The sequence below is a fragment of the Streptomyces sp. NPDC018263 genome (assembly GCF_055562575.1).
In genome coordinates, this window is the sequence record NZ_JBVHFA010000005.1 from 526,236 (window position 1) to 553,148 (window position 26,913).

A 26,913-nucleotide genomic window follows, 5' to 3' on the forward strand; every position below is an offset into this window, starting at 1 on the left:
CCGTCCTTCCACCCCACACGCAGCAAACGGGCCCGTCCCGCGCCGAGTTAGACGCACGACGGGCCCGTTGGGTTACCTAGGAGGCGCATTCCACCTTGTCGGCGGTCGACTTGTTACTGACGTCCGGTGCCTTCGCCGGGGCCGTGAGCGAGACGCCCGCACCCTTGAAGTCCTTGCCCAGCGTCAGGCTCATCGCGGGCAGGCCCTGCGCGTTCTCTACACTCTTGCCCGGCTTCAGCGCCGAGCCCGGCAGGCCCATGAGGGCGGCCAGTTCGCGCGCCTGCGCTGCCTGGTCGGGCGCGTACTCCAGCGTCGTCCTGCTCAGCTCCGCCGGCGCGTTGCCCGCGTTCTCCGACTTGAGGATGCTCTTCTCCGTCTGCATCCAGGTGAGCGTGTCCTGCGCGCTCCCGGCGGCCGCGCCGCCGTTCATGATGCGCACCCGCACGTCGGAGGGGGCCGACCTGGTGCCCTTGAGCCGGGCGGCCTGGGCGTCCTTGGCGGCCTTCTCCTTCTTCTTGACGTCGGTGAAGGAGACATCGTTGTTGATGGCGTCGAAGATCTCAGGGCCCGTGGTCTGGTTGACCACGACCGTCGCGTGCACCTTCTCGGCCGGATTGTCTATCACCGGCACCGTGAGGAAGGTGATGTTCTTCGGCGGCACCTTCTTCATCTCCAGCGCGATGTCCTTGAGCGTGCTCACGGTCTTGATGCCCTTGTCGACGGTCAGCGCGTTGGTCGCCGCCTCGGCGAGGTCCAGCAGCTTGCGGGGGTTGGTCAGGGTGTCACTGGAGGACATGTCCCGCATCAGCGAACCCATGAACTGCTGCTGCACCTTGATCCGGTCCAGGTCGCCCTGGTTGCCCCAGGCGTGCCGGGTACGGACGAACGCCAGCGCCTGCTCGCCCTCGATCTTGGACTCGCCGGCGGGCAGCTTCAGGTGGGAGTCCTTGTCGTTCACCGCGTGCTTCAGGCAGACCTTGACGCCGCCGACCGCCGAGGTCAGCGTCTTGACCGCGTTGAAGTCGACCATCATGAAGTGGTCCGGCGTGATGCCGGTGACCGCCTTCACCGTGCGCATGGTGCAGCCCGCGTCCCGGCCCTCCTGGCCGAGGCTGGTGTTGAAGCGGACCTGGCTGGAGCCGGGGATGACCTTCTTGCTGCCGTCGGGCTGGAGGGTCTCGCAGTCCGGCACGTCCACGATCATGTCGCGGGGGATGCTCAGCGCCGTCGCGTTGGTCCGGTCCTTGGCGACGTGCAGCAGGATGTTGGTGTCCGCGTGGCCGACGCTGTTCTTGTCGCCGTACCCCTCGTTGCCCGCGCCGGTGCGCTTGTCGGTGCCGATGATCAGGATGTTGAAGGCGTCGTCCTTGCTGAAGCCCTGCTTCGCCGCGCTGCCGACGTCGGTCGCGGAGACGTTGCCCTCAAGGTGCTTGAGGTAGAGGTAGCCCGCCGAGCCCACGGCGACCAGGACGAGCGCCATGCCGCCACCGGTCCAGGCGACGACCTTCTTGGCCTTCGACTTCTTCTTCACCGGGCGCCGGTTGCGCCGCCCCGGCGGCGGCTCCGGCTCGGCCCCCCTGCGGCGGCGCGGCTGCGGCACCTCCGCGCCGCGCTCCGGAGCCTCACGTACCGCCGCGCCACCCCGGCCGCGCTCGGCCCCGGGATCGGCGGGACGGCCGCGCCGGGAGGCCCGTGGTCCGGGGACCGGTGACTGCGGTGCGGAATTGCCCAGTCGCAGTTCGTATTCGCCGGTGTTCGGATTGAGTACCCACTGGTCTGCGGGGTCGATGTTCTCCGCCCGCCCACGGCTTTGCGCGTCCACGGTTGTCCGAATCCTCCGTCGGGGCCACGCGGCGCCTTCCCCCTCGTAGGCGCTCGGGTCTCGGTGAAACGGTGCGCGGTCGGAGGACGGACCTCACGGGCCGGGGTGCACCGGGTCGCTCACACTATCCGCCCTGTTCAGCGTCGAGCGACGCCGGTGACGAATTCCACGTGCTTAGAACTGGGCAATCCCGCTCATTCCTCTGAACAAAAGTTCGCCGATTTGGTGTGGGGATTACTCACACGTGTGCGCGGCGGCCGTGCTGCCCCGGTAGGTGGGGGTGGCCGAAGGGGAGTTCCCCGCGTTGTCGCCGGGGGATTTACCGCCGTTTTCCGGTGAAGTGTCCGCCACTTCGACGGGCCGGTCCGCGCGCAGCCGGGCGAACAGTTCCCCGGCGTCGGGCTGCCCCAGTTGGTCACGGTCGGAGTCATACACATACGCCTCGCGCGGAGCGGTAAGGAACCGCACATGTTCGGTGGGGATGTCGCGCACGCCCCGGACCAACCGGTACAAGCCGCGCAGACTGGCCAGTTCGGGGTCGGTGGTGAGCGCCGAGGTCGCCGCGTCCAGCACCGGGTACAGCTTCACCGGGTTCAGCAGGACGTCGTCACCGCGCACCTTCTCCACCAGCGCGCCGAGGAACCGCTGCTGGCGGTCCATCCGGTCGGTGTCGCTGCCGTCCCCCAGGGTCTTGCGGGCGCGTACGTAGCCGAGCGCCTGCTCGCCGTCGAGCGTGACCCGGCCGGCGGGCAGCTTCAGCCTGGCCGCCTTGTCGTCGATGGGCTCCCGCACGCAGACCGGCACCCCGTCGACGGCGTCCACCATCTGCTTGAACCCGCTGAAGTCCACGACCATGTGGTGGTCGACCCGGATACCGGTCAGCTTCTCGACGGTACGGATCGTGCAGGCCGAACCGCCGACCTGGAAGGCGGTGTTGAGCATGGCGAACGACGGCGCGGTCTGCCCGCCGCCGGTGCGCGGGCAGGCCGGGACGCGCACCATCAGGTCGCGGGGGAGCGAGACGGCGGTGGCGCTGCGCCGGTCGGCCGCCAGGTGGAGCAGGATCGTGGTGTCCGAGCGCTCCGTGCCCGAGTCCCGCCCGTACCGCCCGTTGCCGTCCCCGGCGCGGGTGTCGGTGCCGATCAGCAGGATGTTCTGGGCGCCCGACACCAGCGCGGTGGGCCGCTCCTCGTCGTAGCGGGCCAGCTCGCGCGCGGCCGCCTCGTCGGGGGTGATGTTGTCGCTGAGCCGGGCGTACAGCGCCCACCCTGCCCCGCCCGCCGCCAGGAGCAGTACGGCCGCCCCCAGCGCGCCGCCCTTCAGCCACCGCCGCCGACGCCGCCGCGCGAGCCCGTCCCCGGTGGCAGAGGCGCCGGGAATTGCGGAGTCGGGCACGGCGGCACCACCCCTCGCGGTCGTCGGACGTACGCCCTGCTCCTACGACCATGGCGGCGCGGGCGGCTCCGGGCCGCCCTTTGCTGGGCCGAACGGGCGGTCTCAGTGCCGGGAGGCGGTCACCCGCTCGGTGTCGATGCGCTGCGCCAGCGCGTCGGCGGGCAGCTTGTCGAGGTTGCGGCACAGCACCACCGAGCCCCCGGCCGCCAGCGGCGCGTACAGCCCCGCGCTCAGCCCGGCCCAGGTGTCGTACGGCAGCCCCGACAGCAGGCGGGAGCCCGGCCCGGTCAGGTCGAGGTCCGGCGCGTCGGCGAGCGCCCGCTCCACCACCTCGGCCGCGCTGAACTCGGCCCCGGCCACGATCAGCGCGGGCTCCTCCGGGTCCACCGGCGCGAAGGGGGCGAACTGGTCACCCTGGCCCGGCACTTCGGCGGCGTAGTCCATGAAGCCCTCCGGCACCTGCGGGAACCGGCCACCCAGCGGGCGCAGCGCCAGCGCGACCCGCTCGCCCCGGCAGGCCCGCGCCTCCTCAAGGGTGTCCGGCCCGCTCACCACCACGTCGGCCGCGGCCGGGTTCCCGGAGACGTCGGCGACCGCGCCCACCGACGAGCACGCCAGCAGCCACACGGCCGTCTGCCAGTGCGCGGGCAGCAGCAGCGCCACCCGGTCGCCGGGGGCCACGGACAGCTCGCCCTGGAGCAGATTGGCGGTCTTGGCCACCCAGTTGGCGAAGGTGGCGACGGACAGCTCGACGCGTTCGCCCGTGGCGTCGTCGTAGAAGGTCACCAGGGGGCGTCCGGCGTCCGCGGCGAGCGCGGAACGCAGCAGGCCGGCTGGGGTGCGATCGGTGGCGTTCATCCGCGCAAGGGTACGCGGGCGGGGCCGCGTCCGACGGCCGCTCAGGACCGGTGCCCGCGCCCGGTGTCCGGCGCCCACTCGCCCGTGCGGACGCGTACGGCCGGGGGACGGCGCCCGCCGATCCGCCCGACACCGCGCGGCCGTCGCGGGCCGGCGCCGCACCGTCTGCCTACACTGGCCGGCCGAAAACGAGACGTTCCGCCGGTCCCGGCAGGAAGCGGAGACGACAGGTGACAGAAGCGATCCTCCTGGTCGGCGGCAAGGGCACGCGGCTGCGGCCGCTCACGGTGCACACGCCCAAGCCCATGGTCCCGGCGGCCGGGGTGCCGTTCCTCACGCACCAACTGGCCAGAGCCAGAGCCGCGGGCGTGGACCACATCGTCCTCGCCACCAGCTATCTCGCCGAGGTCTTCGAACCCCACTTCGGCGACGGCTCCGCGCTCGGGCTCCACCTGGAGTACGTCACCGAGAAGGAGCCGCTCGGCACCGGCGGCGCCATCCGCAACGTGGCCGAACGGCTCCACTCCGGCCCGGACGAGCCCGTACTGATCTTCAACGGCGACATCCTCACCGGCCTCGACATCCGCGCCCTGGTCGACACCCACGAGTCCACCGGCGCCGACGTCTCCCTGCACCTGACCAAGGTCACCGACCCCCGCGCCTACGGTCTGGTCCCCACCGACGACACCGGGCGCGTACTGGCCTTCCTGGAGAAGCCGCAGACGCCCGAGGAGATCGTCACCGACCAGATCAACGCGGGCGCCTACGTCTTCCGCCGCTCCGTCATCGACACCGTCCCCGCCGGGCGCCCGGTCTCCGTGGAGCGCGAGACCTTCCCCGGCCTGCTGGCCGCCGGGGCCCACCTCCAGGGCATGGTCGACTCCACCTACTGGCTCGACCTCGGCACCCCGGCCGCCTTCGTCCGCGGCTCCGCCGACCTCGTCATGGGCCGCGCGCCCTCACCGGCCGTGCCCGGCCGCCGCGGGGACCGGCTGATCCTGCCGACGGCCCGGGTCGCGCCCGACGCCAAGCTGACCGGGGGCACGGTGGTGGGCGAGGGCGCGTTCGTCGCCGAGGGGGCGCGGGTGTGCGGCTCCACGATCCTGCCGGGGGCGGTCATCGAGCCCGACGCGGTCGTCACCGACTCCCTCATCGGCAGCCGGGCCCGCGTGGGCGAACGGTCCGTCCTCACCGGCGCGGTGGTCGGGGACGGCGCCGTGGTCGGCGCCGACAACGAGCTGCGGGACGGGGTCCGGGTGTGGTGCGACGCGCGCATCCCGGCCGGGGCGGTCAGGTTCTCCTCCGACCAGTGAGCCCGGCGCTCACCACTTGCCGATGTCCGTCTTCCGCATCTTCGGGTGCCGGCGCGGCGGGGTGTTGCCGCTGAGCAGGACATAGCGGGCGGCCCGGTGACGCTGCCCCTCGGGGGCGTACGGCTCCAGCAGGCGCAGCATCTCCGCGTCGTCCGCGTCCCGGTTCCCGGCCAGCGCCCAGCCGACGATGCGGGGCAGGTGCAGGTCACCCGTGGTCACCGCGTCCGGCGCGCCATGGCTGCGCTGCACCACCTCGGCCGAGGTCCACGGGCCGATGCCGGGCACGACCTCAAGGCGGGCCCGCGCCTCGGCCGGGGGCATCCCCGCCGTCTGCTCCAGCCGCGCGGCCAGCCGGACGGCCCGCAGGATGGTGGAGGCCCGCTTGTCGTCCACGCCCGCCCGGTGCCACTCCCAGGACGGGATCAGCGCCCAGGTCCGGGGCGCGGGCATCACCCACATCGGGCGCTCGCCCGTACCGGCGGGGCCCGGCGCGGGCTCCCCGAACCAGCTCACCAGCCGCCGCCAGGCCCGGTACGCCTCGTCGGCGGTGACCTTCTGCTCCAGCACCGAGGGGATCAGCGACTCCAGCACCAGCCCGGTCCGGGTCAGCCGCAGTCCGGGGCGCCGGTGCCGGGCCAGGGCGACCAGCCGGTGCCGGGGCTCGAAGACGTCGGGCTCGTCGGCGGCGCCCAGCAACTCGGGCAGCCGGTCCAGCAGCCAGTCGGCGCCGGGCCCCCACGCCTCGCCGCGCACCTCGCCCCCGTACGCGTACACCCGCAGCGTGCCGGGCCCCGCAGGGGTACGGGTGGCCCGCCACACCGAGCCGTCGCGCGTCGCGCGAAACGTGGGGTCGCCGCCCCCGCGCCGCAGCGGCCCCAGCACCAGACCCAGGTCGTACGGCCCCTCGGGCACCCACGTCCGCGTCCGGGGCCCGGCCGCCTGCCGGGGCGCGGACGCGGACCTGGGCACCGGAACCGCCTCGCGCACGGTCGCGTGCGACGGGGGCCGGGGGGCGAAACGTCCTGCCACGGGGAGAGGTCCTAGGGGTACGGGTGGGTCGGGGGTGCCCTATGAGACTAGGGCGTCGTCGGCGGACCGCGCCTCACCGCACCTCGATGAAGGCCCCCGCCTCCCGTGCCGGGCGGGCCGCAGGCTCCTGGGCCGGGTGACCGATCGCCACCGCGCCCATCGGGTCCCACTCGGCGGGCAGGTCCAGCACCTCGCGGACCACGTCACGGCAGAACATCGTGGACGACACCCAGGCCGAGCCCAGCCGCTCCCCGGCTAGCGCGACCAGGAAGTTCTGCACACCCGCGCCCGTGGCGACCACGAACATCTCCCGCTCGGCCGCGTCCCGCCGCGCGTCGCCGTAGGTGTGCGAGCCGTCCATGACGAGGCAGGGCACGGCCAGGTACGGCGCGTTACGCAGCACGTCACCGCGCCGGACACGCTTGGCGATGGACTCCTCGCTCTTGCCGTCCCGGCGCAGATCGGCGACCCAGGCGTCCCGCATCGCGTCCAGCAGCGCCAGCCGCGACTCCGCCGACTCCAGCAGCACGAACCGCCACGGCGTGGTGTGGTGCGGGGCGGGCGCGGTCACGGCGGCGGCCACCGCCCGGCGCACCGAGCCGGGGTCGACCGGCTCGTCGGTGAAGGCCCGCACGGTACGGCGCAGGCTCAGCGCCTCCCGTACCGCCTCGGAGGTGCCGAGCCGGAACATGTCGTCCCGCGCGGAGCGCACCATCGCCCGCGCGCCCTCGCCCTGCTCGGCCGCGTCGGTGACCACGTGGGGCAGGCCGCGGACGACGGCCACCGGCAGGCCCGACGCCTTGCCCTTGATCAGGTCGCCGGCCGAGGCGAGTTCGTCGGCGGTGGCGACGACGGTCGCGGAGAGCGGGTTGCCGTGCGCGTCGGTGCCGCCGCGCAGGTCGTCCAGGACCCGCACTCCGGCCGCGCCGATCGCCACGTCGGTCAGCCCGGCGCGCCAGGGGCGGCCGAAGGTGTCGGTGACGATCACGCCCACGGTGACGCCGAGCGCCTCCCGCAGGCCCTCGCGGATGGCCCGCGCGGACGCGTCCGGGTCCTCGGGCAGCAGCAGCACGGTGCCCTCGGCGGTGTTGGACGCGTCGACCCCGGCGGCGGCCATGACCAGGCCCTGCCGGTTCTCCACGATGCGCAGGGGCCCGCGCCGGGCCACCACGCGCACCGTCTCGGCGTCGATCGCGGCCTCCCGGTCGGCGGCCCGCACGATCCGGCCCTCGGCCTTGGACACGACCTTGGAGGTGACCAGCACCACGTCCCCGTCGGCAAGGCCCGGCTCGGCCGCGGCGATCAGCTTGGCCAGGTCGTCGCCCGGAGCCACCTCGGGCAGGCCGGAGGGCGCCCAGACCCGGTACCCACTCACGCGGTCCGCACCTCCCCGGCCAGCTCCAGCGCCTCGCGCGCCATCGCGGCGGTCGCGTCCAGGTCGCTCATCATCAGCGGGACGGCACGGCAGCGGATGCCGGCCGCCTCCACCGTCTCGACGGAACCGGCGTCCACGGTGTCGACGAGCCAGCCGTCCAGCAGCCCCGAGCCGTAGTGCGCGGCGACCGCGGCGGCGGTGGACTCCACGCCGACGGCGGCGAGCACCTTGTCGGCCATCCCGCGCACCGGCGCGTCACCGACGATGGGGGAGAGCCCGACCACCGGGACGCCCGCCTCCGCGATGGCCTCCCGGATGCCGGGCACCGCGAGGATCGTGCCCACGGACACCACCGGGTTGGACGGCGGGAAGAGGATGACGTCGGCCTCCGCGATGGCCTCCAGCACACCGGGCGCGGGCTTGGCCTGCTCGGCCCCGACCGGCACGACCGCCTCGGCGGGCACCGAGGCCCGCAGCCGCACCCAGTACTCCTGGAAGTGGACCGCCTTGCGCTCGCCGTCCAGGTCGACGGCGACGTGGGTCTCCACCCGGTCGTCGGTCATCGGGATCAGCTTCACGCCCGGCTTCCAGCGGTCGCACAGCGCCTCGGTGACCGCGCTCAGCGGATACCCGGCGCCCAGCATCTGGGTCCGCACGATGTGGGTGGCGAAGTCCCGGTCGCCCAGCCCGAACCAGCCCGGCCCGGCGCCGTAGGCCGCGAGCTCCTCCTTGAGGTGGAAGGTCTCGTCCTGCCGCCCCCAGCCCTGCTCCTCGTTGATGCCGCCGCCGAGCGTGTACATCACGGTGTCGAGGTCGGGACAGACCTTCAGCCCGAAGAGATGGATGTCGTCGCCGGTGTTGCCGATGACCGTGATGTCCGCGTCCGGGGCGGCCTGCTTCAGACCGCGCAGGAACCGGGCACCGCCGATGCCGCCTGCCAGAACCACAATGCGCATGGGATCAGTGTGTCAGCAGCCGCCGACAGCCGGTGCGGGGGTGATCACACTCCGGCCGCGCTCGGCTCCGTACGGGCCTCGCAGTGCTGTGCCGTGTGCATGGGCATCTCGGTGAGACCCGGGTAGTAGACGTGCAGGCTGACGGCGGGCTCCAGCGCGTCGTTGACCACGTCGTGCACATAGCCGGGCGCGAAGACCCGCTGGGCGCCGGCGGTGAGGGTGCGGGTGCCCCGGTGGGTGCGCTCGGTCAGGGTGCCCTCCAGCACGGTGAGGATGCCGGAGGAGCGGCCGTGGTCGTGCGGCCCGCTGCCCTGGCCGGGCACCCAGGACAGCAGCCACACCTCGTAGCCGGGGCCGGTGCGCAGCCGGTGGTACCAGCGGGTGGTGGCGTCGTAGCGGACCAGGTGGGCCCACCGGTCGCGGTCGGCGGCGACCGCGCGGGCCAGCCCGGCGAACTCGGCGACGGTCACCGGGTGCTCGCGGGGCGGCTGGAGCAGGTGGGGGACTTCGAGGAGGTCACCGGCGATCTGGAGGTCGTTGTCGCTGTTCATGGGGGTGTGGGGTTCCTCGGCGAAGGGGCGGTGGCTGGGTGTCGCTGGGCCCCGGCCCGGATCACGGGCGTACGGGCGGGTGTCCCCAGGGGGATACGGGAACGGCGGGACACGCGGGGCCGGAGTGGGCCCGGGGTCCGCTGGAGCGCGGTCGGCTCAACAGCAGTGACAGCAACAACAGCAAAAGCGCATGCCGACAGCACCGAGGGACCCGGCGGTGCGGGTCGTCGTGGCTGCGAGGTCGGCGAGCATGCCCCCTAGGACAGCGGTTCATACCTGCGGTGTCAACTCGGGACCCGGTTCGAGGGACATCGTTCACCTCATCCGGTGCATCTCTCAGGTGAAAGGTTTGTGCACCCGGTACTGGGGACACATGGCGCACATCCGGGCGGTGCCCCTCGGTGCCCTCAGCCGTGTGTCAAGGTTTAGGCCGATATGAACACTTAACGCAGGGCCTTGGTTCCGCAGAGTGAATAACGGGCTCAATAGCAGATCTCGGCTTGACTCGCTCGGAGCAGCACACTTGTAATTTCACTCGTGTCGTTCGGCCGGGACCGGCCAGGCACGGGGACGTGAAGAACAGACGAGGGGCGCACATGACCGAGCTGGTGGAGCAACTGCTGGTCGACGACGCGGACGAGGAACTCGGCTGGCAGGAGCGCGCTTTGTGCGCCCAGACCGATCCCGAGTCCTTCTTCCCCGAGAAGGGCGGCTCCACGAGAGAGGCGAAGAAGGTCTGCCTCGCCTGCGAGGTCCGTTCCGAGTGCCTCGAGTACGCCCTCGCCAACGACGAGCGCTTCGGCATCTGGGGCGGCCTGTCCGAGCGGGAGCGCCGCCGGCTGAAGAAGGCCGCCGTCTGACCGGGGCTCGCGCCGCCGGCCCGCGAACGGCCGCCGGGCACACGCACATACGGGGCGAACGGCCCGTCGCACGTGGGTTGTCCACAGGCGGCGGGCCGTCGTCATGACCGACCGATAGTGTGGGCGCTCGTCCGAGACGCCCCGCTGTCCTTGACGGGCACAGGCGTCCACCGCAGTCCATCGAACCGGGGCCCGTACCTCGATGTCCGTGCACAGCCATACGGCAGCCCAACACGACGCTGCCACCCCTGAGTTCCCGCGCCATGTGGTGACGGCGGTCCTCGTCACCCATGACGGCGCCCGCTGGCTGCCCGACGCGCTCGCCGGGCTGCTGAGTCAGGAGCGCCCCGCGCAGTACGCGGTGGCGGCCGACACCGGCAGCGCGGACGACTCCGCCCGACTGGTCACCGAGACCCTGGGAGACGAGGCCGTCGTCCACCTGGCCCGGCGCACCGGCTTCGGTCAGGCCGTGGACGAGGCCATCCGTCTCGCGCCCGTCCTCACCCCGGACGACCTGCCCTACCTCAGGCGCCCGAACAGTTGGGACCCGGCCACCCGCACCTGGCGCGACGACGCCTACGACCTGCCCGAACTGCCGTACGGCGAGCCCATCCAGTGGCTCTGGCTGCTGCACGACGACTGCGCCCCCGAGCCCGACGCGCTCGCCCAGATGCTCCGGGTCGTGGACAACGAACTCGAACTCGGCCGCGACGACGTGGCCGTGGTCGGCCCCAAGCTCCGCGGCTGGTACGACCGCAGGCAACTGCTGGAGGTCGGCGTCTCCATCGCCAACTCCGGCCGTCGCTGGACCGGTCTGGACCGCCGCGAGCAGGACCAGGGCCAGCACGACCACGTCCGCACCGTGCTCTCCGTCTCCACCGCGGGCATGCTGATCCGCCGTGACGTCTTCGAGCGGCTCGGCGGGTTCGACCGCCGGCTGCCCCTGATGCGCGACGACGTCGACCTGTGCTGGCGCGCCCACACCGAGGGCTACCGCGTCCTCATCGCCCCCGACGCCGTCGTCCGGCACGCGGAGGCCGCCTCCCGCGAGCGCCGCACCGTCGACTGCGCGGGCCGCACCACCGCCTCCCCGCACAAGGTCGACAAGGCCGGTGCCGTCCACACCCTGCTCGCCAACACCCGCGCCGCCGCGCTGCCCTGGGTGCTGCTCCGGCTGGTCGTCGGCACCCTGCTGCGCACCCTCGCCTACCTGGTCGGCAAGGTGCCCGGCCAGGCCCTCGACGAGATCCGGGGCCTGCTGGGCGTCCTGCTGCGCCCGGAGCGCATCCTCGCCGCCCGCCGCAGCCGGGGCCCCTCCCAGCTCGACAAGGACGAGCTGCGGCAACTGTTCCCGCCGCCCGGCGCCACCATCCGCGCCACGGCCGAGCAGATCGCCGCCAACTTCTCCAGCAACTCCGACATCGACACCTCCGCAGGCCGCCACGGCAGCGCGGTCGAGTCCGGACCCGGCGGCGACGACGCGGACTTCCTGGAGATCGAGCAGTTCGCCCGGCTCAAGCGCATCGCCCGCAGACCCGGCCCGGTGCTCTTCCTCGCCCTGCTGCTGATCTCCCTGGCCGCCTGCCGCGCCCTGCTGGGCGGCGGCGCCCTCGCGGGGGGCGCGCTGCTGCCCGTCCCGCCCGGCGCGAGCGACCTGTGGGCCGGCTTCGCCGACGCCTGGCACCCGGTCGGCGCCGGCAGCACCGCCTCCGCGCCGCCCTACCTCGCCGTGGTGGCGACGCTCGCCTCGCTCTTCCTCGGCTCCACCGGGCTCGCGGTCACCGTCCTGCTGGTCTGCTCGGTGCCGCTGGCCGGCTTCACCGCCTACTTCGCCTCCCGGCCGCTGGTCAGCTCCCGGCTGCTGCGCGCCTGGACGGCCGTCGCGTACGCCTTCCTGCCCGCCACCACCGGCGCGCTGGCGCAGGGCCGCATCGGCACCGCCGTACTCGCCGTACTGCTCCCGCTGATCGCCCGCGCGGGCGTCGCCGCCAGCGGCCTCGCGAACCCGTCCGGCGGCCGCGGCAGTTGGCGCGCCACCTGGGCCTACGCGCTGCTGCTGACGATCACCACCGCGTTCACCCCCGTGGTCTGGCCCGCGGCCCTGGTCCTCGGGATCGGCGTGCTGGTGCTGCGCCGCTCCGACCCGGTCGCCCATCTCCTGCGCTTCCTGGCTCAGCTCGGCACCCCGCTGCTGGTCCTCGCGCCCTGGTCGCTGACCCTGCTGCCGACCGGCTTCTTCACCGAGGCCGGGCTGGACTTCGGCGCCTCGGCGGCCTCCGCCTCCGACCTGCTGGGCACCAGCCCCGGCGGCCCCGGCACCCTGACCGGCCTGCTGTTCATCGGCATCGTGCTCGCCGCGCTGGCCGCCCTGCTGCGCTCCGAGCGCCAGTTGGGCATCCGCGCCGCGTGGACCGTCGCGCTGACCGGGCTGCTGCTCGCCGTGCTGGCCAACCGTTCCGCCTGGGCCGGCCCGGCCACCCTGGTCTACGGCATCGCCCTGCTGGCCGCCGCCGCGCTCGGCGCGGACGGGGCACGCGCGCGGGTGGCCGAGCAGAGCTTCGGCTGGCGCCAGCCGGTCGCCGCGCTGATCGCGCTGGCCTGCGCCGTCGGCCCGCTGGTCGCCGCCGCCGGCTGGATGATCCGGGGTGCCGACGGCCCCCTGGAGCGCCGTGACCCCGCCCAGGTGCCCGCGTTCGTCGCCGAGGACGCCGGCACCCGCGACCAGGCCCGCACCCTGGTCCTCGACAGCGACTCCACCGCGCGGGTCCGCTACACCCTGGTCCGGGGCGCCGGTGCCCGCATGGGCGACGGCGAGATCGCCGCGGCCGACGGCTCCGACACCGGGCTCGACAAGGTCGTCGCCAACCTGGTCGCCGGGTCCGGCGCCGACCAGACCGGCCAGCTCGGCGGCTTCGCCGTCCGCTACGTCCTCGTCCACCAGGGCACCCCGCGCCAGATCACCCGCGTCCTGGACGCCACGCCCGGCCTGAACCGGCTCAGCCAGCAGAACGGCAACGCCCTGTGGCGCGTCGACCGGCAGGTCTCCCGCGCCACCCTGATCGGCGCGGGCGGCTCCGGCACCCCGCAGTCCGTCGCCGCGGGCCCGGTGGAGATCCACACCACCGTCCCGGCCGGTTCCGGCGGTCGCGTGCTGCGCCTGGCCGACGCCGTCTCCGACGGCTGGACCGCCACCCTGGACGGCAAGCCCCTCACCCCGAAGACCGTCGACGGCTGGGCCCAGGGCTTCGAACTCCCGGCGGGCGGCGGCAAGCTGGACGTCACCTACGACGCCCCCTTCACCCACACCGTCTGGCTGTGGGTCCAGGGCGCGCTCGCCGTCCTCCTGGTCGTCCTCGCGCTGCCCGGCCGCCGCCGCGACGTCGACGACGACCTCCCCGAGGAGGAGCCGGTCCCGGCCCAGGCCATGGAGGGCGAGGGCCGCCGCGCCCGCCGCCTGCGCGCCCAGGCCGAGGCCGAGGAAACCGAAGAGGCCGCGGAGGCGGCAGAGGCGATGGAGGGCGCCGAGGAAGCCCCGTCGTACGAACAGCAGGAGCAGCCGGTCATCCCGCACCAGCAGCCCTACGCCGACTGGGACACCGGCACCAACACCTACGCCGACCCCGAGTACGCGGCCTATCCCGCCGACCCCTACCAGGCCCCGTACCAGCACACCGGGTACGACCAGGGCGCCTACCACCCCGACCCCTACGGCCAGCAGCCCTACGACCCCTACGGGTACGGGGCGCAACAGGAGCAGCCGTACGACCCGGCGGCCCACCCGCAGGGCTACGACCCCGCCCAGCAGCCGCCCTACGGCCACGGCAGTGAGCGCCACGACGGGAGCCAGCAGTGAACCGCACGACCCTGTCCCTGATCGCCTGCACCGTCGCCCTGGCCGCCGTCACCGGGTTCGCCGCCTTCGACCCGCCCGCCGCCTCCGGTACGAGCACGGCCGGCGGTGCCACCGAGCGGCCCGTGGAGCGCACCGGCCTGCTGTGCCCGGCGCCGAGCTTCTCCGACATCGCCGACACCGCCTACACCTCGTTCACGCCCGTCACCCAGGGCACCGCGAGCGGCGGCAAGGCCGCGCTGGAGGCGGCCGCCGAGCAGTCCGCCGACGGCAAGGGCGGCAAGGACGGCAAGGGCGGCGGCAAGAAGGACACGGCGGTGCTCACCCCCAAGCCGCCGGGCACCCCGGCCGTGGGCGACACCTCCGGCAGCGACACGCCCGCCCTGATCGGCACCGCCGACGGCAAGTACGCGCCCGGCTGGACCGTCCAGCAGACCACCCGGATCGCCGCGGGCACCGGACGCGGCCTCCAGGGCGTCACCTGCACCCCCGCCGACACCGACTTCTGGTTCCCCGGCGCCAGCACCGCCGAGGGCCGCACCGACTACGTCCACCTGACCAACCCCGACGACGGGGCGGCCGTCGTCGACATCAAGCTGTACGGCAGGAACGGCGCCGTGAAGACCACGGTGGCCGACGGCATCACCGTCCCCCCGCACTCCAGCGAGCCGGTGCTGCTCTCCACGCTCACCGACGACCCGCAGACCGACCTGACCGTGCACGTCGGCGTGCGCAGCGGCCGGGTCGGCGCCACGGTGCAGGCCCAGGACGACGCGGGCGGCGGCGACTGGCTGCCCGCGGCCGCCGACCCGGCCGGCAGCCTGGTCCTGCCCGGCATCCCCAAGGACGCCACCGACGTCCGCCTGGTCGCCTTCACGCCGGGCGACGACGACGCCGACCTCAAGGTCCGGCTGGCCTCACCGAACGGCTCGATCACCCCGGCCGGCAACGAGACCGTGCATGTCAAGGCGGGCATGACCAGCGCCGTCGACCTCGGCCCGGTCACCCGCGGCGAGCCGGGCTCACTGATCCTCACGCCCACCGACAAGGCGGTCCCGGTGGTCGCGGCGCTGCGCGTGGTGCGCGGCAAGGGAAGCTCGCAGGAGACGGCGTACATCCCCGCGACCGCCCCCGTCGGCCGCCGCGCCACCGCCGCCGACAACAGCGCCAAGGGCAGCACCCTGTCCCTGACCGCGCCCACGGCCACGGCGACCGTCAAGGTCACCGCCTCGGCGGGCAGCGACGGCGGGAGCCCCGCGACGAAGACGTACACGGTCAAGTCCGGCACCAGCCAGGACATCAGCGCCCCCACGGGCGGCAAGGGCACGTACGCGCTGACCGTAGAATCCGTCTCCGGCGGCCCCGTCTACGCCGCCCGCACCCTCACGGGCTCGTCCGACGGCGTCTCCGGCTTCACGATCCAGACCCTCCCCAGCGACCGGGGTCTGGTGGCGGTGCCCCGCGCGGAGCAGGACCTTTCGGTCCTCCAGCAGTAGAAAGGGGGCGGCCGTCCCCCGCCGGGGGGCGGCCGCCCGCTACTCCTCGCCGTACCGGGGGTCCACCGTCTCCGGGGTCAGTCCCAGCAGCTCGGCGACCTGCTCCACGACCACCTCGTGCACCAGCTCGGCGCGCTCGTCGCGCCCCTTGGTGCGGATCTCGATCGGCCGCCGGTACACCACGACCCGCGCCCGCCGGCCGTCCCGCGCCGGGACGATCCCGCCCAGCGGCACGCCCTCGTCGCTCCACGGCCCGTCGCCGGTGCCCTCCAGCCGGGGCACCTCCATCACCAGGAACTCCACCTCGGCGAGCTGCTGCCAGCGCCGCTCCAGCCGTTCCACGGAGTCGCGCACGAGGTCCGCGAACACCTCGGCGCGGCTGGCGGCCAGCGGCACCTGCGGCGGTGCGATGGGACCCCGCATGCCCCGCCCGTGACGATCACGGCGACGGGGTCGGGGACCTGCGGCACGGGGCGGTACACGGTTGTCCATCACCGCAGAAGCGTAGTCCTCGCCCGTCCCCGACGCCCGGTTCCACGCGAGCCCCGCCCGTTCCCCGCCGTTCCCTGCCCGCCCGACCGCGCCTTCGCAGTGCGTCCCCGGACTCTTCGCGCACTTTTCTCCCGGTGTTCGCTCAGTCGTCTCCCGGCTCGCGCATGACGATTCCGGCCACGGCCGCAGGAGCCGGGTGGCCGAGAACCGACCTCGACCGCCGGACTTTGTCCCGGATCATCACCGGATGCACCCCAGCGCGGCGCGCCCCACGGGGCTTGCCCGAAGCGGCTCACGGAACCCCGCGGACCACGACACGGGCGGGTGACCTGGTGGAGAGTCGTCGCGGCCCGCTCAAGAGTGCGGTACCGTCCAACATCGTGAGCCTTGTACGTCGCTGTTCGCGCACCGCCTGCGGCCGACCCGCCGTTGCGACGCTGACGTACGTCTACGCCGACTCGACCGCGGTCCTCGGCCCCCTCGCCACCTACGCCGAGCCCCACTGCTACGACCTGTGCGCCGAGCACTCCGAGCGCCTCACCGCCCCGCGCGGCTGGGAAGTCGTCCGCCTGCTCGACGGCTCCGCCCCGGCCCGCCCCAGCGGCGACGACCTGGAGGCGCTCGCCAACGCGGTCCGTGAGGCGGCCCGTCCGCAGGAGCGCGCGGCCGGAACGGGCGGCGGCGCCCGCACCGCCGACCCGATGGAAGTCGCCCGGCGCGGCCACCTGCGCATCCTCCGCTCGCCCGACAACTGAGGCGACCCTCCCCGCACCCGCGCACCCCAACGGGTAGTTTTGGGCCCCCAATGGACTTTCAGGAGGGCCGGCCGTGGCAGATCTGTCGCAGATCGTGAAGGCGTACGACGTGCGCGGAGTCGTTCCGGACCAGTGGGACGAGGCCCTGGCCGAACTCTTCGGCGCCGCCTTCGCCGAGGTCACGGACGCCACCGCGATCGTCGTCGGCCACGACATGCGTCCCTCCTCGCCCGGCCTCTCCCGCGCCTTCGCGCGCGGCGCGCTGAACCGGGGCGTGGACGTCACCGAGATCGGCCTGTGCTCCACGGACCAGCTCTACTACGCCTCGGGCGCGCTGGACCTGCCCGGCGCGATGTTCACCGCCTCGCACAACCCGGCCCGGTACAACGGCATCAAGATGTGCCGCGCGGGCGCCGCCCCCGTCGGCCAGGACACCGGGCTCGCCGACATCCGCGCCCTGGTCGAGCGCCGGCTGGAGACGGGCGCCCCGGCCCCGGCCGCCGCACCGGGCACCCTCACCGCGCGCGACACCCTCGACGACTACGCCGCGTACCTGCGCTCGCTGGTCGACCTCACCGCGATCCGCCCGCTGAAGGTCGTCGTCGACGCGGGCAACGGCATGGGCGGCCACACCGTTCCGACGGTCCTCGCGGGGCTGCCGCTGACCGTCGTCCCGATGTACTTCGAGCTGGACGGCACCTTCCCCAACCACGAGGCCAACCCGCTGGACCCGGCCAACATCGTGGACCTGCGCAAGCGGGTCGTGCAGGAGGGCGCGGACATCGGCCTCGCCTTCGACGGCGACGCCGACCGCTGCTTCGTCGTGGACGAGAACGGCGACCCGGTCTCCCCGTCCGCCGTCACCGCCCTGGTCGCCGCCCGCGAACTCGCGCGCAACGGCGGTACGGGCACGGTCATCCACAACCTGATCACCTCCCGCACGGTCGCCGAGGTGGTCCGCGAGCACGGCGGCACGCCGGTCCGCACCCGCGTCGGCCACTCCTTCATCAAGGCGGAGATGGCCCGTACCGGCGCGATCTTCGGCGGCGAGCACTCCGCCCACTACTACTTCAAGGACTTCTGGAACGCGGACACCGGCATGCTGGCCGCCCTCCACGTCCTGGCCGCCCTGGGCGCCCACCCGACGCCGCTGTCCACCCTCACCGCCCAGTACGACCGGTACGCGGGCTCCGGCGAGATCAACTCCACCGTCACCGACCAGCAGTCCCGCCTGGCCGCCCTCCGCGCCGCCTACACCCCGGCCCCCGACACGACCCTGGACGACCTCGACGGGCTCACCGTCTCCACCCCCACCTGGTGGTTCAACGTCCGCCCCTCCAACACGGAGCCGTTGCTCCGCCTGAACGCGGAGGCGAAGGACGAGGTGACGATGACGAAGATCAGGGACGAGGTCCTGGCGATCATCCGCGCGTAGGCGGTCGGCACTCTCCCAGCCAACCGGGACGGGTGGCCGGGCAGGAAAGATCCCTGAAACCCGTGGAGCGACTCGCGGTACCCTGACCAGCACATCCGTAGCACCCGTTTCCGCCCGAAGGGACCCCCCATGCCGCTCGAAGCCGGTCTCCTGGAGATCCTGGCCTGCCCGGCCTGCCACGCCCCCCTCAAGGAGCAGGACGCGGAGCTGATCTGCACCGGTCAGGACTGCGGCCTGGCGTACCCCGTCCGCGACGGCATCCCCGTTCTCCTGGTCGACGAGGCCCGCCGCCCGGCGTAACGCACCGCCGAAACACATCGCGCAGTAGGACCCCGGCGATCGGAGGCACCCCGCCCATGCTCGACGAATCGCTCCTGGACACCCCGGAGGGCCTCGCCGAGGCCGACCGCCGAGGGCTGCTGCGCGGCGCGGCCGAGGCCGGCGCGCGGGTCCGGACCGCCGCCCGGCTGGCCGCCGAGGCCGGGGTGGGCGCGCTGCAGCCCGACGGCCGCCCCCGCGCCGTACTGATCGCGGGCCCCGGCGCCGCCGCCACCCACACCGCCGACCTCCTCGGCACCCTGGCCGGCCCCGGCAGCCCGGTGATCCGCCTGGAGGCCACCGGCGTCGCCCCCGCCCCCGGCGCCCTGCGCTGGGAACTGCCCGGCTGGGCGGGCTCCGTGGACCTGCTGCTCATCGCCACCCCCGACGGCACCGAACCGAGCCTCGGCCTCCTCGCGGAACAGGCGTACCGCAGGGGCTGCTCCGTGGTGGCCGTGGCCCCCGCGGGCACCCCCCTCGCGGAGGCGGTCGCGGGCGCGCACGGCATGTTCCTCCCGATGGCGACCGCCCCGTACGACCAGGGCGAGCCGGTCGCCGCGTCCTCCTCCGGCGTCTTCTGGGCCCTGCTCACCCCGTTGCTGGCCCTCCTGGACCGCGTCGGCCTGCTGACCGCCGGCCCCGACGCGCTGGAGAAGGTGGCCGACCGCCTCGACCACGTCGCCGAGCGCTGCGGCCCGGCGATCGCCACGTACGGCAACGCGGCCAAGACGCTCGCCGCGGAACTCGCCGACGCCCTCCCCGTCGTCTGGACGGAGGGCACCTCCGCGGGCCCGGCGGGCCGCCGCTTCGCCGCCGCCCTGGCCGAACTCGCGGGCCGCCCCGCCCTGGTGGCCGAACTCCCCGAGGCGCTCGCCGCGCACGAGGCCCTCCTCTCCGGCCCGCTGGCCGCCCGCGCCGACCCGGACGACTTCTTCCGCGACCGCGTCGAGGAGGCCCCCGCGCTGCACGCGCGCGTGGTGCTGCTCCGGGACCATCCCCTGGGCGGACTCACCGCGGCCCCTGCCGCCCGTGACCTGGCCCTCGGCCACGACACTCCGATCAGCGAACTCGAACCGGAGGAGGGCGGCGAACTGGAGACCCTCGCCGACCTGATCGCCGTCACCGATTTCGCCGCCGTTTACCTGGCGCTCGCCGCCGGCGCCTGAGCTGACCCCAGGCACCCGCCCGCAGCGCACGTACGGAGACAGAGAAGACATGGACCGCCTCGACAACACCGTCCGCCCCTACGCCTGGGGCTCGACCACCGCCATTCCGGGACTGCTGGGCACCGAGCCCACCGGCGAGCCGCAGGCCGAGATGTGGATGGGCGCCCACCCCGGCGCCCCCTCGCGCACCCCGCGCGGCACGCTGGCGGAGGTCATCGACGCCGACCCGGAGCGCGAACTGGGCGCCGAGGCGGTGGCGAAGTTCGGCCCCCGCCTGCCCTTCCTGCTCAAGATCCTCGCCGCGGGCGCCCCGCTCTCCCTCCAGGTCCACCCGGACCTCGCCCAGGCGCAGGAGGGCTACGCCGAGGAGGAGCGCCGGGGCGTCCCCGTCGACGCCCCCGACCGCAACTACAAGGACGCCAACCACAAGCCCGAACTCATCTGCGCCCTCACCGAGTTCGACGGCCTGTGCGGCTTCCGCGCCCCCGCCGGGGCGGCCGCCCTGCTCGACGGCCTGGGCGTCGACTCCCTCAAGCCGTACGTCGACCTGCTGCGCGCCCAGCCCGAGGACGCCGCCCTGCGCGAGGTCCTCACCGCGATCCTCACCGCGGACCCCCAGGAGATGGCCGACACCGTCACCGAGGCCACCGCCGCGTGCGCCCGCCTCGGCGGCCCGTACACCCCGTACGCTGAGATGGCCCGCGACTACCCCGGCGACCCCGGCGTGATCGCGGCCATGCTGCTCAACCACGTCCGGCTCCAGCCCGGCGAGGCCCTGTTCCTCGGCGCCGGCATCCCGCACGCCTACCTCGACGGCCTCGGCGTCGAGATCATGGCCAACTCCGACAACGTCCTGCGCTGCGGCCTGACCCCCAAGCACATCGACGTCCCCGAACTCCTGCGCGTGGTCCGCTTCGAGGCGAGCGACCCCGGCGTCCTGCGCCCCGAGGCGTCCCCGGACGGCGAGGAGGTCTACGAGACCCCCATCGACGAATTCCGGCTCTCCCGCTGGGTCCTGCCCGGCGAGACCGCCCGCGACCTGACCCTCCCGACCCCGCAGATCCTGCTGTGCACGGCCGGTTCGGTCCGCGTCGGCGAGCACGGCCTGCTGCCCGGCCGGTCCGTCTTCGTCCCGGCGGGGGAGAAGACCGAGGCGTCCGGCGAGGGCACGCTGTTCCGCGCCACTGTGATCGTATGACCGCCACTGTGGACACCTGACGCGCCGCATGCCGGAGGGACTGCAACAATGGCCCACCGGCAAAGCACGTGCAAAGAAGCGACCCGTGGGGGCACAAGAGCCGTGCGGGAGTGCCGAGAAGGCGACAAGGGCGAAGGGAAAACGCGAACTCATGAGCGCGTCAGGCGGTAACAAGGCGATCGTGGCGGCACTCGCCGCCAATCTGGCGATCGCGGCATCGAAGTTCGTGGCGTTCGCGTTCAGCGGCTCCTCGTCGATGCTCGCCGAGGGCGTCCACTCGGTCGCCGACTCCGGCAACCAGTTCCTGCTGCTCATCGGCGGCAAGAAGGCCCAGCGCGAAGCGACCCCGCAGCACCCCTTCGGCTACGGCCGCGAGCGGTACATCTACGCCTTCCTCGTCTCCATCGTCCTCTTCTCCCTCGGCGGCATGTTCGCCATCTACGAGGGCTACGAGAAGATCAGCCACCCCCACCCGGTGGAGCACTGGTACTGGCCGGTCGGCGTCCTCGTCTTCGCCATCATCGCGGAGGGCTTCTCCTTCCGTACGGCCATCAAGGAGTCCAACGAGCTGCGCGGCAAGCTCTCCTGGACCCAGTTCGTCCGCCGCGCCAAGGCGCCCGAGCTGCCCGTCGTCCTGCTGGAGGACTTCGGCGCCCTCATCGGCCTCATCCTCGCCCTCGGCGGCGTCGGCATCGCCCTGCTCACCGGCAACGGCGTCTGGGACGGCATCGGCACCGTCTGCATCGGTGTCCTGCTCGTCCTGATCGCCCTCGTCCTCGCCTCCGAGACCAAGTCCCTGCTGCTCGGCGAATCCGCCGGCCTGGAGGAGGTCAAGAAGATCGAGGCCGCCATCGTCGACGGCGACACCGTCACCGGCGTCATCCACATGCGCACCCTCCACCTCGGCCCCGAGGAACTCCTCGTCGCCGCCAAGATCGCCGTCCAGCACGACGACACGGCCGCCCAGGTCGCCAACGCGATCAACGCCGCCGAGTCCCGTATCCGCGAGGCCGTCCCGATCGCCCGCGTCATCTACCTGGAGCCGGACATCTACAGCGCCGCCGAGGCCGCCAAGGGCCCCGACCCGCTCGCCACGCCGGGCGGCCCCAACCCCCGCGCCACCGACCACTGAGCCCCAGGCCCCCGCACCGAGGCCCCCGCCGCACTCCGGTCCACGCCGGCCGCGCCGGGGGCCTCGGCACACCCGGACACCGGACCCCCGCACCCACCCGTTCGCGCCACATCCGTCACCTGGACGGCACGCGGTGTCCGAACGCGGACTGGGGCGCGCCCCTCCCTCCGGTGTAGCTTGGGACGGAGCCAGACGTCGCTGCTGATGGCGGTCGGGCGGTCCCCCATCGGACCGGCCGAGGGAGAGAGGGCCTCCGACGGACTGCGCTGCGCGCACGCGGGCATGCCTGTGTCCTCTTCTCGGGGCACCCCTGTGTCCGTCGCCGTGCAGACCAGCCGTACCCACCTCGCCCCGACTTCGAGGAGCAGCCCGCCATGACCACTGTCGACAACCGACAGGACTTCAAGGTCGCCGACCTCTCCCTGGCCGAGTTCGGCCGCAAGGAGATCACCCTCGCCGAGCACGAGATGCCCGGCCTGATGTCGATCCGCAAGGAGTACGCCGAGGCGCAGCCCCTGGCCGGCGCCCGCATCACCGGCTCCCTGCACATGACCGTGCAGACCGCCGTCCTCATCGAGACCCTCGTCGCCCTCGGCGCCGACGTCCGCTGGGCCTCCTGCAACATCTTCTCCACCCAGGACCACGCGGCCGCCGCCATCGCCGTCGGCCCGAACGGCACCCCGGACAACCCGCAGGGCGTCCCCGTCTTCGCCTGGAAGGGCGAGACCCTGGACGAGTACTGGTGGTGCACCGAGCAGGCGCTGACCTGGCCGAACAGCCCCACCGGCGGCCCGAACATGATCCTGGACGACGGCGGCGACGCCACCCTCCTCGTCCACAAGGGCGTCGAGTACGAGAAGGACGGCAAGGTCCCCTCGCCCGACACCGCCGAGTCCGACGAGCACCGCGTCATCCTCGAGCTGCTCAACCGCACCATCACCGACGGCTCCCAGAAGTGGACCCAGCTCGCCTCCGAGATCCGCGGTGTCACCGAGGAGACCACCACCGGCGTCCACCGCCTGTACGAGATGCAGCGCGACGGCGTCCTGCTCTTCCCGGCGATCAACGTGAACGACGCCGTCACCAAGTCGAAGTTCGACAACAAGTACGGCTGCCGCCACTCCCTGGTCGACGGCATCAACCGCGCCACCGACGTCCTCATCGGCGGCAAGACCGCCGTCGTCTGCGGCTACGGCGACGTCGGCAAGGGCTGCGCCGAGTCCCTCCGCGGCCAGGGCGCCCGCGTGATCGTCACCGAGATCGACCCGATCTGCGCGCTCCAGGCAGCCATGGACGGCTACCAGGTCACCACGCTGGACGAGGTCGTCGACAAGGCCGACATCTTCGTCACCACGACCGGCAACAAGGACATCATCATGGCCGACGACATGGCCAAGATGAAGCACCAGGCCATCGTCGGCAACATCGGCCACTTCGACAACGAGATCGACATGGCCGGCCTCGCCAAGATCCCCGGCATCGTCAAGGACGAGGTCAAGCCCCAGGTCCACACCTGGACCTTCCCCGACGGCAAGAAGATCATCGTCCTGTCCGAGGGCCGCCTGCTGAACCTGGGCAACGCCACCGGCCACCCCTCGTTCGTGATGTCCAACTCCTTCGCGGACCAGACCCTGGCCCAGATCGAGCTGTTCACCAAGCCCGACGAGTACCCGACCGGCGTCTACGTGCTCCCCAAGCACCTGGACGAGAAGGTCGCCCGCCTCCACCTGGACTCGCTGGGCGTCAAGCTCACCCAGCTCCGCCCGGAGCAGGCCGCGTACATCGGTGTCGAGGTCGACGGTCCCTTCAAGTCGGACCACTACCGCTACTGAGCCGCCGCTCCCCGCACCATCCAGGCAGGCCCCCCGCACCCCCGTGCCGGGGGCCTGCCCCTTTGGCGCCGGACCAGCGGCCCCGGACCGTCAGCCCGCCAGACCCCAGGACCCCTCATGCCGCGCGGCCGATATTCGCTCCACGATCCGCACGATCACACCCCCCTCGCCGAAGAACACTTCCAGTGCGCCCCCGGCCCCTCCGGCTGGCGCTACGTATCCCAGCTCACCGCTCCCGACGGCGCGCACCAGGGCTCGGTCGACCTCACCCTGGACGACCTCGGCCGCCCCCTCCGCCTCGAACTCCACGCCGGCGGCTGGCAGGTGCGCGGCGCCGCCCTCGACGGCGTCACCTGGGTCCGCACCGACCCGGCCGGACTGGAGGCGACGGAGGGCAATGTGCCCGCCCACGCCTTCACCGGCACCTCCCCGGCGTTCCTCGTCGCCACCGCACGTCTCCTGCGCCTCACCCCCTCCTCTGCCGCGACCCGCGTACGCCTCGTCGCCCTCACCGACCCGGTCCTCGCCCCCCGCACCGTGGACCAGTCCTGGGCACTGATCGACAGAGAAGCACACGCCACTGACAACGGCCCCCTGCTCGTGGACGAATACCAGGTCACAGCCCTGGACACGGGGGAGAGACACTCCGTGCACATCGCCGGCGACGTCGTCCTCTCGGCCCCCGGCATCGAACTGGAGGACCTCCAGACCCCACCGTCGACCTTCCCCTGACCGGGCCGGGCGGCTACGCGGGCGGTGCGAACCCCGTCGACCGGCTCCGCGGGTGCTCCGGCGCCTTCTCGCTCGCCGGCGCGACGGCCGGGGGAGACACCGGAGCCACCGCCTGCTCCCCACCGCCCTCGTACCGAGGCTGCTGCCGCGCCTGCCGGCTCTGCCGCTCATGCACCACGGCCGCGAGAAAGGCGGCCGGCTGCGCCTGGAGATCCGGCGGGACGGCGGCCCCCGTCCGCGCGGCCACATCGGCGGCCAGCCGCGACGCCATGGACCAGGAGATCTGCGGCTGAAGCTGGTGCATCCGCGTCAGGTACTGCCGCACGGCCAGCCAGAGCCCGTCGGGCACCGCCGAGAGATCCAGTTCCGCGAACCGCCCCGCCAGCTCCTGCGGTGGTGGGGGCGCCACACCGGCCCTGCCCACCGGAATGCGCTCCCGCACCACCAGCGTCCCCGCGAACACGTCCCCGAGCCGCCGCCCCCGCTCCGAGACCAGCGAGGCGATGCACGCCACCACCCCGAACGTCATCAGGATCTCGATCATCCCGACGCCACCGCGCACCAGCGCGTGCCGGAACCGCACCGGCCCGCCGTCGTCCCGCACCACCCGCAGCCCGAACGCCAGCTTCCCCAGCGAACGCCCATGGCTCAGCGTCTCCACCGCGATCGGCCCGCCGACCAGCACCAGCAGAAAGGCCGCCACCGACAACGCGGCCCGCGCGGCATCGTCCAGCGAAGAGGTGGCCGCCACGAGCCCGATCACCACGGCGAGGTAGACGAGCACGGCCACGATCAGATCGATCAGCACGGCCAACGCCCTGCTCGGCAGCTTCGCGGGACGCAGCTCCAGCGCCACCGCCTCACCGGTCACCAGCTCACTCACGCCCGCCGTCCTTCCCTCGCCCACCCCTGTGCCGCCAGTCTGCCAAGCTGAGGGCGCATCGCACCCCGGTAGGACAAGCTGACAGTGTCCCGTTACCGGTGGCGGCTGGCCACGACGAGTCGAGGAGCAGGCAGACCCGATGGACCTGGACGTCTTCGTCGCCGCACACCGGGCCGAGTGGGACCGCCTCGACGCCCTGATCCGCCGCCGGCGCCGCCTCACCGGCGCGGAGGCCGACGAACTCGTCACCCTCTACCAGCGCACCGCGACGCACCTCTCCCTCATCCGCTCCAGCGCCCCGGACCCCCAGCTCACCGGCCGGCTCAGCCAGCTCGTGGCCCGCGCCCGCAGCGCCGTCACCGGAACCCGCCGCGCCTCCTGGCGGGACGTGACCCGCTTCCTGGGCCGCGGCTTCCCCGCCGCCGTCTACCGCGCCCGCCACTGGTGGGTACCGACCGCCCTCGTCTCCACCGCCGTGGCGATCCTCCTCGGCTGGTGGATCGGCACCCACCCCGAGGTACAGGCGTCCATCGCCGCCCCCGGCCACCTCCGCGAGCTGACCCGCCCAGGCGGTGGCTACGAGACCTACTACTCCAGCCATCCCGCCGCGTCCTTCGCGGCGCAGGTGTGGACGAACAACGCCCAGGCGGCCGCCCTCTGCCTGGTCCTGGGCGTCTTCCTGGGCCTCCCGGTCCTCTGGATTCTGTTCCAGAACATGCTGAACCTGGGCGTCGGCTTCGGGCTCATGGCCTCCGCAGGGCGCCTCGACACCTTCCTCGGCCTCGTCCTCCCGCACGGCCTGCTCGAACTCACCGCGGTCTTCGTGGCCGCCGGCACGGGGATGCGCCTCGGGTGGACCGTGATCGACCCCGGGCCCCGCACCCGCCGCACCGCGCTCGCCGAAGAAGGCCGCGCCGCCGTGGGCATGGCCATCGGCCTCGCCCTGGTGCTGCTCGTCTCCGGCGCCATCGAAGGCTTCGTGACCCCGTCCGGCCTGCCCACCTGGGCCCGCGTCGCCATCGGCGTCCTGGCCGAGCTGGCCTTCCTCACCTACGTCTACGTCCTCGGCGGCCGGGCGGTACGTCAGGGGGAGACAGGCGATCTCCAGGAAGCCGAACGCAGCTCCACCGTCCCCACCGCCGCCTGATGTGCGTGGGACCCCGCCGAGCTGCTAGTCTCCTCATCGCCCCACAAAACCTGTTGACACGGGTGGAGCGGGGAGGTAGAGTCGAACAGTTGCCTGGAGCTGGACAAGTTCAAGGCTAACCATTAAGCTTTATCTGGCTTCTTCGGGACATCGCTGAATGCGACTTCCGGGAAGCACCTCCCGATAAATCGGAAAATGAAGCCGGTAAGACCGGCCGAAAGCTTCTGATAGAGTCGGAACCGCCGGAAAGGAAAGCGCGAAAGCGAAGACCTGGAAAGCACCGAGGAAATCGGATCGGAAAAAGATCTGATAGAGTCG

The 26,913-nt window shown here is 73.1% G+C and carries 22 protein-coding genes; 13 read left to right on the forward strand and 9 right to left on the reverse strand.

Annotated elements, in window-relative coordinates; genetic code table 11:
* Nucleotides 1-76: 76 nt before the first annotated feature.
* The 3 genes from ACZ3HQ_RS18010 to ACZ3HQ_RS18020 all read right to left on the reverse strand — a co-directional run bounded on the left by ACZ3HQ_RS18010 (nt 77) and on the right by ACZ3HQ_RS18020 (nt 4,075).
* On the reverse strand, nt 77-1,822 hold the full coding sequence (locus ACZ3HQ_RS18010) for an LCP family protein (RefSeq protein ID WP_467511954.1): 1,746 nt from the start codon (nt 1,820-1,822) through the stop codon (nt 77-79).
* A 234-nt stretch (nt 1,823-2,056) separates the two neighbouring features.
* Nucleotides 2,057-3,217: an LCP family protein gene (locus ACZ3HQ_RS18015; RefSeq protein WP_467511956.1), complete on the reverse strand. Its 1,161-nt coding sequence runs from the start codon at nt 3,215-3,217 to the stop codon at nt 2,057-2,059.
* 102 nt (nt 3,218-3,319) lie between these two features.
* Nucleotides 3,320-4,075, reverse strand: a complete 756-nt coding sequence (locus ACZ3HQ_RS18020; protein ID WP_467511958.1) for a TIGR03089 family protein — start codon at nt 4,073-4,075, stop codon at nt 3,320-3,322.
* 230 nt (nt 4,076-4,305) lie between these two features.
* Here ACZ3HQ_RS18020 and manB point away from each other — a divergent pair, with 230 nt between their 5' ends.
* Complete coding sequence (gene manB, locus ACZ3HQ_RS18025) at nt 4,306-5,388, forward strand: mannose-1-phosphate guanylyltransferase (protein WP_467511960.1); 1,083 nt, start codon at nt 4,306-4,308, stop codon at nt 5,386-5,388.
* A gap of 9 nt (nt 5,389-5,397) precedes the next feature.
* Here the strand turns inward: manB and ACZ3HQ_RS18030 are convergent, their stop codons facing one another.
* The 4 genes from ACZ3HQ_RS18030 to ACZ3HQ_RS18045 all read right to left on the reverse strand — a co-directional run bounded on the left by ACZ3HQ_RS18030 (nt 5,398) and on the right by ACZ3HQ_RS18045 (nt 9,299).
* Nucleotides 5,398-6,417, reverse strand: coding sequence for a DNA-3-methyladenine glycosylase family protein (locus ACZ3HQ_RS18030; protein ID WP_467511962.1), 1,020 nt, complete (start codon nt 6,415-6,417; stop codon nt 5,398-5,400).
* Nucleotides 6,418-6,490: 73 nt separating this feature from the next.
* Nucleotides 6,491-7,792, reverse strand: a complete 1,302-nt coding sequence (locus tag ACZ3HQ_RS18035) for a coenzyme F420-0:L-glutamate ligase (protein ID WP_467511964.1) — start codon at nt 7,790-7,792, stop codon at nt 6,491-6,493.
* Complete coding sequence (gene cofD / locus ACZ3HQ_RS18040) at nt 7,789-8,748, reverse strand: 2-phospho-L-lactate transferase (RefSeq protein WP_467511966.1); 960 nt, start codon at nt 8,746-8,748, stop codon at nt 7,789-7,791. The genes ACZ3HQ_RS18035 and cofD overlap by 4 nt, the downstream gene beginning before the upstream one ends.
* Nucleotides 8,749-8,792: 44 nt before the next feature.
* Nucleotides 8,793-9,299: a cysteine dioxygenase gene (locus tag ACZ3HQ_RS18045; protein ID WP_467511968.1), complete on the reverse strand. Its 507-nt coding sequence runs from the start codon at nt 9,297-9,299 to the stop codon at nt 8,793-8,795.
* A 596-nt stretch (nt 9,300-9,895) separates the two neighbouring features.
* Between ACZ3HQ_RS18045 and ACZ3HQ_RS18050 the strand changes: the two genes are divergently transcribed.
* The 3 genes from ACZ3HQ_RS18050 to ACZ3HQ_RS18060 all read left to right on the forward strand — a co-directional run bounded on the left by ACZ3HQ_RS18050 (nt 9,896) and on the right by ACZ3HQ_RS18060 (nt 15,505).
* On the forward strand, nt 9,896-10,159 hold the full coding sequence (locus ACZ3HQ_RS18050) for a WhiB family transcriptional regulator (RefSeq protein WP_030377564.1): 264 nt from the start codon (nt 9,896-9,898) through the stop codon (nt 10,157-10,159).
* Nucleotides 10,160-10,361: 202 nt separating this feature from the next.
* Nucleotides 10,362-14,012 (forward strand): glycosyltransferase family 2 protein, encoded by a 3,651-nt coding sequence (locus tag ACZ3HQ_RS18055; RefSeq protein ID WP_467511970.1) that lies wholly within the window; start codon nt 10,362-10,364, stop codon nt 14,010-14,012.
* Nucleotides 14,009-15,505, forward strand: a complete 1,497-nt coding sequence (locus tag ACZ3HQ_RS18060) for a DUF5719 family protein (RefSeq protein ID WP_467511972.1) — start codon at nt 14,009-14,011, stop codon at nt 15,503-15,505. The genes ACZ3HQ_RS18055 and ACZ3HQ_RS18060 overlap by 4 nt, the downstream gene beginning before the upstream one ends.
* A gap of 39 nt (nt 15,506-15,544) precedes the next feature.
* On the opposite strand, the gene ACZ3HQ_RS18065 is transcribed toward ACZ3HQ_RS18060, so the two are convergent.
* Nucleotides 15,545-15,997, reverse strand: a complete 453-nt coding sequence (locus tag ACZ3HQ_RS18065) for a metallopeptidase family protein (protein ID WP_467512039.1) — start codon at nt 15,995-15,997, stop codon at nt 15,545-15,547.
* Nucleotides 15,998-16,329: 332 nt separating this feature from the next.
* Between ACZ3HQ_RS18065 and ACZ3HQ_RS18070 the strand changes: the two genes are divergently transcribed.
* From ACZ3HQ_RS18070 to ACZ3HQ_RS18105, 8 genes are all read left to right on the forward strand, one after another.
* Complete coding sequence (locus tag ACZ3HQ_RS18070) at nt 16,330-16,752, forward strand: DUF3499 domain-containing protein (protein ID WP_467511974.1); 423 nt, start codon at nt 16,330-16,332, stop codon at nt 16,750-16,752.
* A gap of 73 nt (nt 16,753-16,825) precedes the next feature.
* Nucleotides 16,826-18,187 carry a phosphomannomutase/phosphoglucomutase gene (locus ACZ3HQ_RS18075; RefSeq protein ID WP_467511976.1) on the forward strand — a complete coding sequence of 454 codons (1,362 nt, stop codon included), beginning with the start codon at nt 16,826-16,828 and terminating at the stop codon, nt 18,185-18,187.
* Nucleotides 18,188-18,316: 129 nt separating this feature from the next.
* Entirely contained in the window at nt 18,317-18,487 is a 171-nt protein-coding gene (locus tag ACZ3HQ_RS18080; protein WP_020940431.1) for a Trm112 family protein, read from the forward strand.
* A 56-nt stretch (nt 18,488-18,543) separates the two neighbouring features.
* Nucleotides 18,544-19,671, forward strand: coding sequence for an SIS domain-containing protein (locus ACZ3HQ_RS18085; protein ID WP_467511978.1), 1,128 nt, complete (start codon nt 18,544-18,546; stop codon nt 19,669-19,671).
* A gap of 49 nt (nt 19,672-19,720) precedes the next feature.
* On the forward strand, nt 19,721-20,869 hold the full coding sequence (manA, locus tag ACZ3HQ_RS18090; RefSeq protein ID WP_467511980.1) for a mannose-6-phosphate isomerase, class I: 1,149 nt from the start codon (nt 19,721-19,723) through the stop codon (nt 20,867-20,869).
* Nucleotides 20,870-21,020: 151 nt separating this feature from the next.
* Nucleotides 21,021-22,001, forward strand: a complete 981-nt coding sequence (locus tag ACZ3HQ_RS18095) for a cation diffusion facilitator family transporter (protein WP_467511982.1) — start codon at nt 21,021-21,023, stop codon at nt 21,999-22,001.
* A gap of 374 nt (nt 22,002-22,375) precedes the next feature.
* Nucleotides 22,376-23,833 carry an adenosylhomocysteinase gene (gene ahcY / locus ACZ3HQ_RS18100; protein WP_467511984.1) on the forward strand — a complete coding sequence of 486 codons (1,458 nt, stop codon included), beginning with the start codon at nt 22,376-22,378 and terminating at the stop codon, nt 23,831-23,833.
* A gap of 117 nt (nt 23,834-23,950) precedes the next feature.
* The gene (locus tag ACZ3HQ_RS18105) at nt 23,951-24,565 is read left to right on the forward strand and encodes a hypothetical protein (protein WP_467511986.1); all 615 of its coding nucleotides are present in this window, start codon (nt 23,951-23,953) and stop codon (nt 24,563-24,565) included.
* Nucleotides 24,566-24,578: 13 nt separating this feature from the next.
* Here the strand turns inward: ACZ3HQ_RS18105 and ACZ3HQ_RS18110 are convergent, their stop codons facing one another.
* Complete coding sequence (locus ACZ3HQ_RS18110; RefSeq protein WP_467511988.1) at nt 24,579-25,448, reverse strand: RDD family protein; 870 nt, start codon at nt 25,446-25,448, stop codon at nt 24,579-24,581.
* Nucleotides 25,449-25,587: 139 nt separating this feature from the next.
* Between ACZ3HQ_RS18110 and ACZ3HQ_RS18115 the strand changes: the two genes are divergently transcribed.
* Nucleotides 25,588-26,595: a stage II sporulation protein M gene (locus ACZ3HQ_RS18115; protein WP_467511990.1), complete on the forward strand. Its 1,008-nt coding sequence runs from the start codon at nt 25,588-25,590 to the stop codon at nt 26,593-26,595.
* Nucleotides 26,596-26,913 lie beyond the last annotated feature (318 nt).

Bases quoted from the DNA above. Each gene is read 5' to 3' on its own strand.
- ACZ3HQ_RS18085 (WP_467511978.1), top strand. From the start codon at position 18,544: ATGCTCGACGAATCGCTCCTGGACACCCCGGAGGGCCTCGCCGAGGCC.
- manA (WP_467511980.1), top strand. From the start codon at position 19,721: ATGGACCGCCTCGACAACACCGTCCGCCCCTACGCCTGGGGCTCGACC.
- ACZ3HQ_RS18105 (WP_467511986.1), top strand. From the start codon at position 23,951: ATGCCGCGCGGCCGATATTCGCTCCACGATCCGCACGATCACACCCCC.
- ACZ3HQ_RS18055 (WP_467511970.1), top strand. From the start codon at position 10,362: ATGTCCGTGCACAGCCATACGGCAGCCCAACACGACGCTGCCACCCCT.
- ACZ3HQ_RS18050 (WP_030377564.1), top strand. From the start codon at position 9,896: ATGACCGAGCTGGTGGAGCAACTGCTGGTCGACGACGCGGACGAGGAA.
- ACZ3HQ_RS18095 (WP_467511982.1), top strand. From the start codon at position 21,021: ATGAGCGCGTCAGGCGGTAACAAGGCGATCGTGGCGGCACTCGCCGCC.
- ahcY (WP_467511984.1), top strand. From the start codon at position 22,376: ATGACCACTGTCGACAACCGACAGGACTTCAAGGTCGCCGACCTCTCC.
- cofD (WP_467511966.1), bottom strand. From the start codon at position 8,748: ATGCGCATTGTGGTTCTGGCAGGCGGCATCGGCGGTGCCCGGTTCCTG.
- ACZ3HQ_RS18080 (WP_020940431.1), top strand. From the start codon at position 18,317: ATGCCGCTCGAAGCCGGTCTCCTGGAGATCCTGGCCTGCCCGGCCTGC.
- ACZ3HQ_RS18045 (WP_467511968.1), bottom strand. From the start codon at position 9,299: ATGAACAGCGACAACGACCTCCAGATCGCCGGTGACCTCCTCGAAGTC.
- ACZ3HQ_RS18065 (WP_467512039.1), bottom strand. From the start codon at position 15,997: ATGGACAACCGTGTACCGCCCCGTGCCGCAGGTCCCCGACCCCGTCGC.
- ACZ3HQ_RS18115 (WP_467511990.1), top strand. From the start codon at position 25,588: ATGGACCTGGACGTCTTCGTCGCCGCACACCGGGCCGAGTGGGACCGC.
- ACZ3HQ_RS18020 (WP_467511958.1), bottom strand. From the start codon at position 4,075: ATGAACGCCACCGATCGCACCCCAGCCGGCCTGCTGCGTTCCGCGCTC.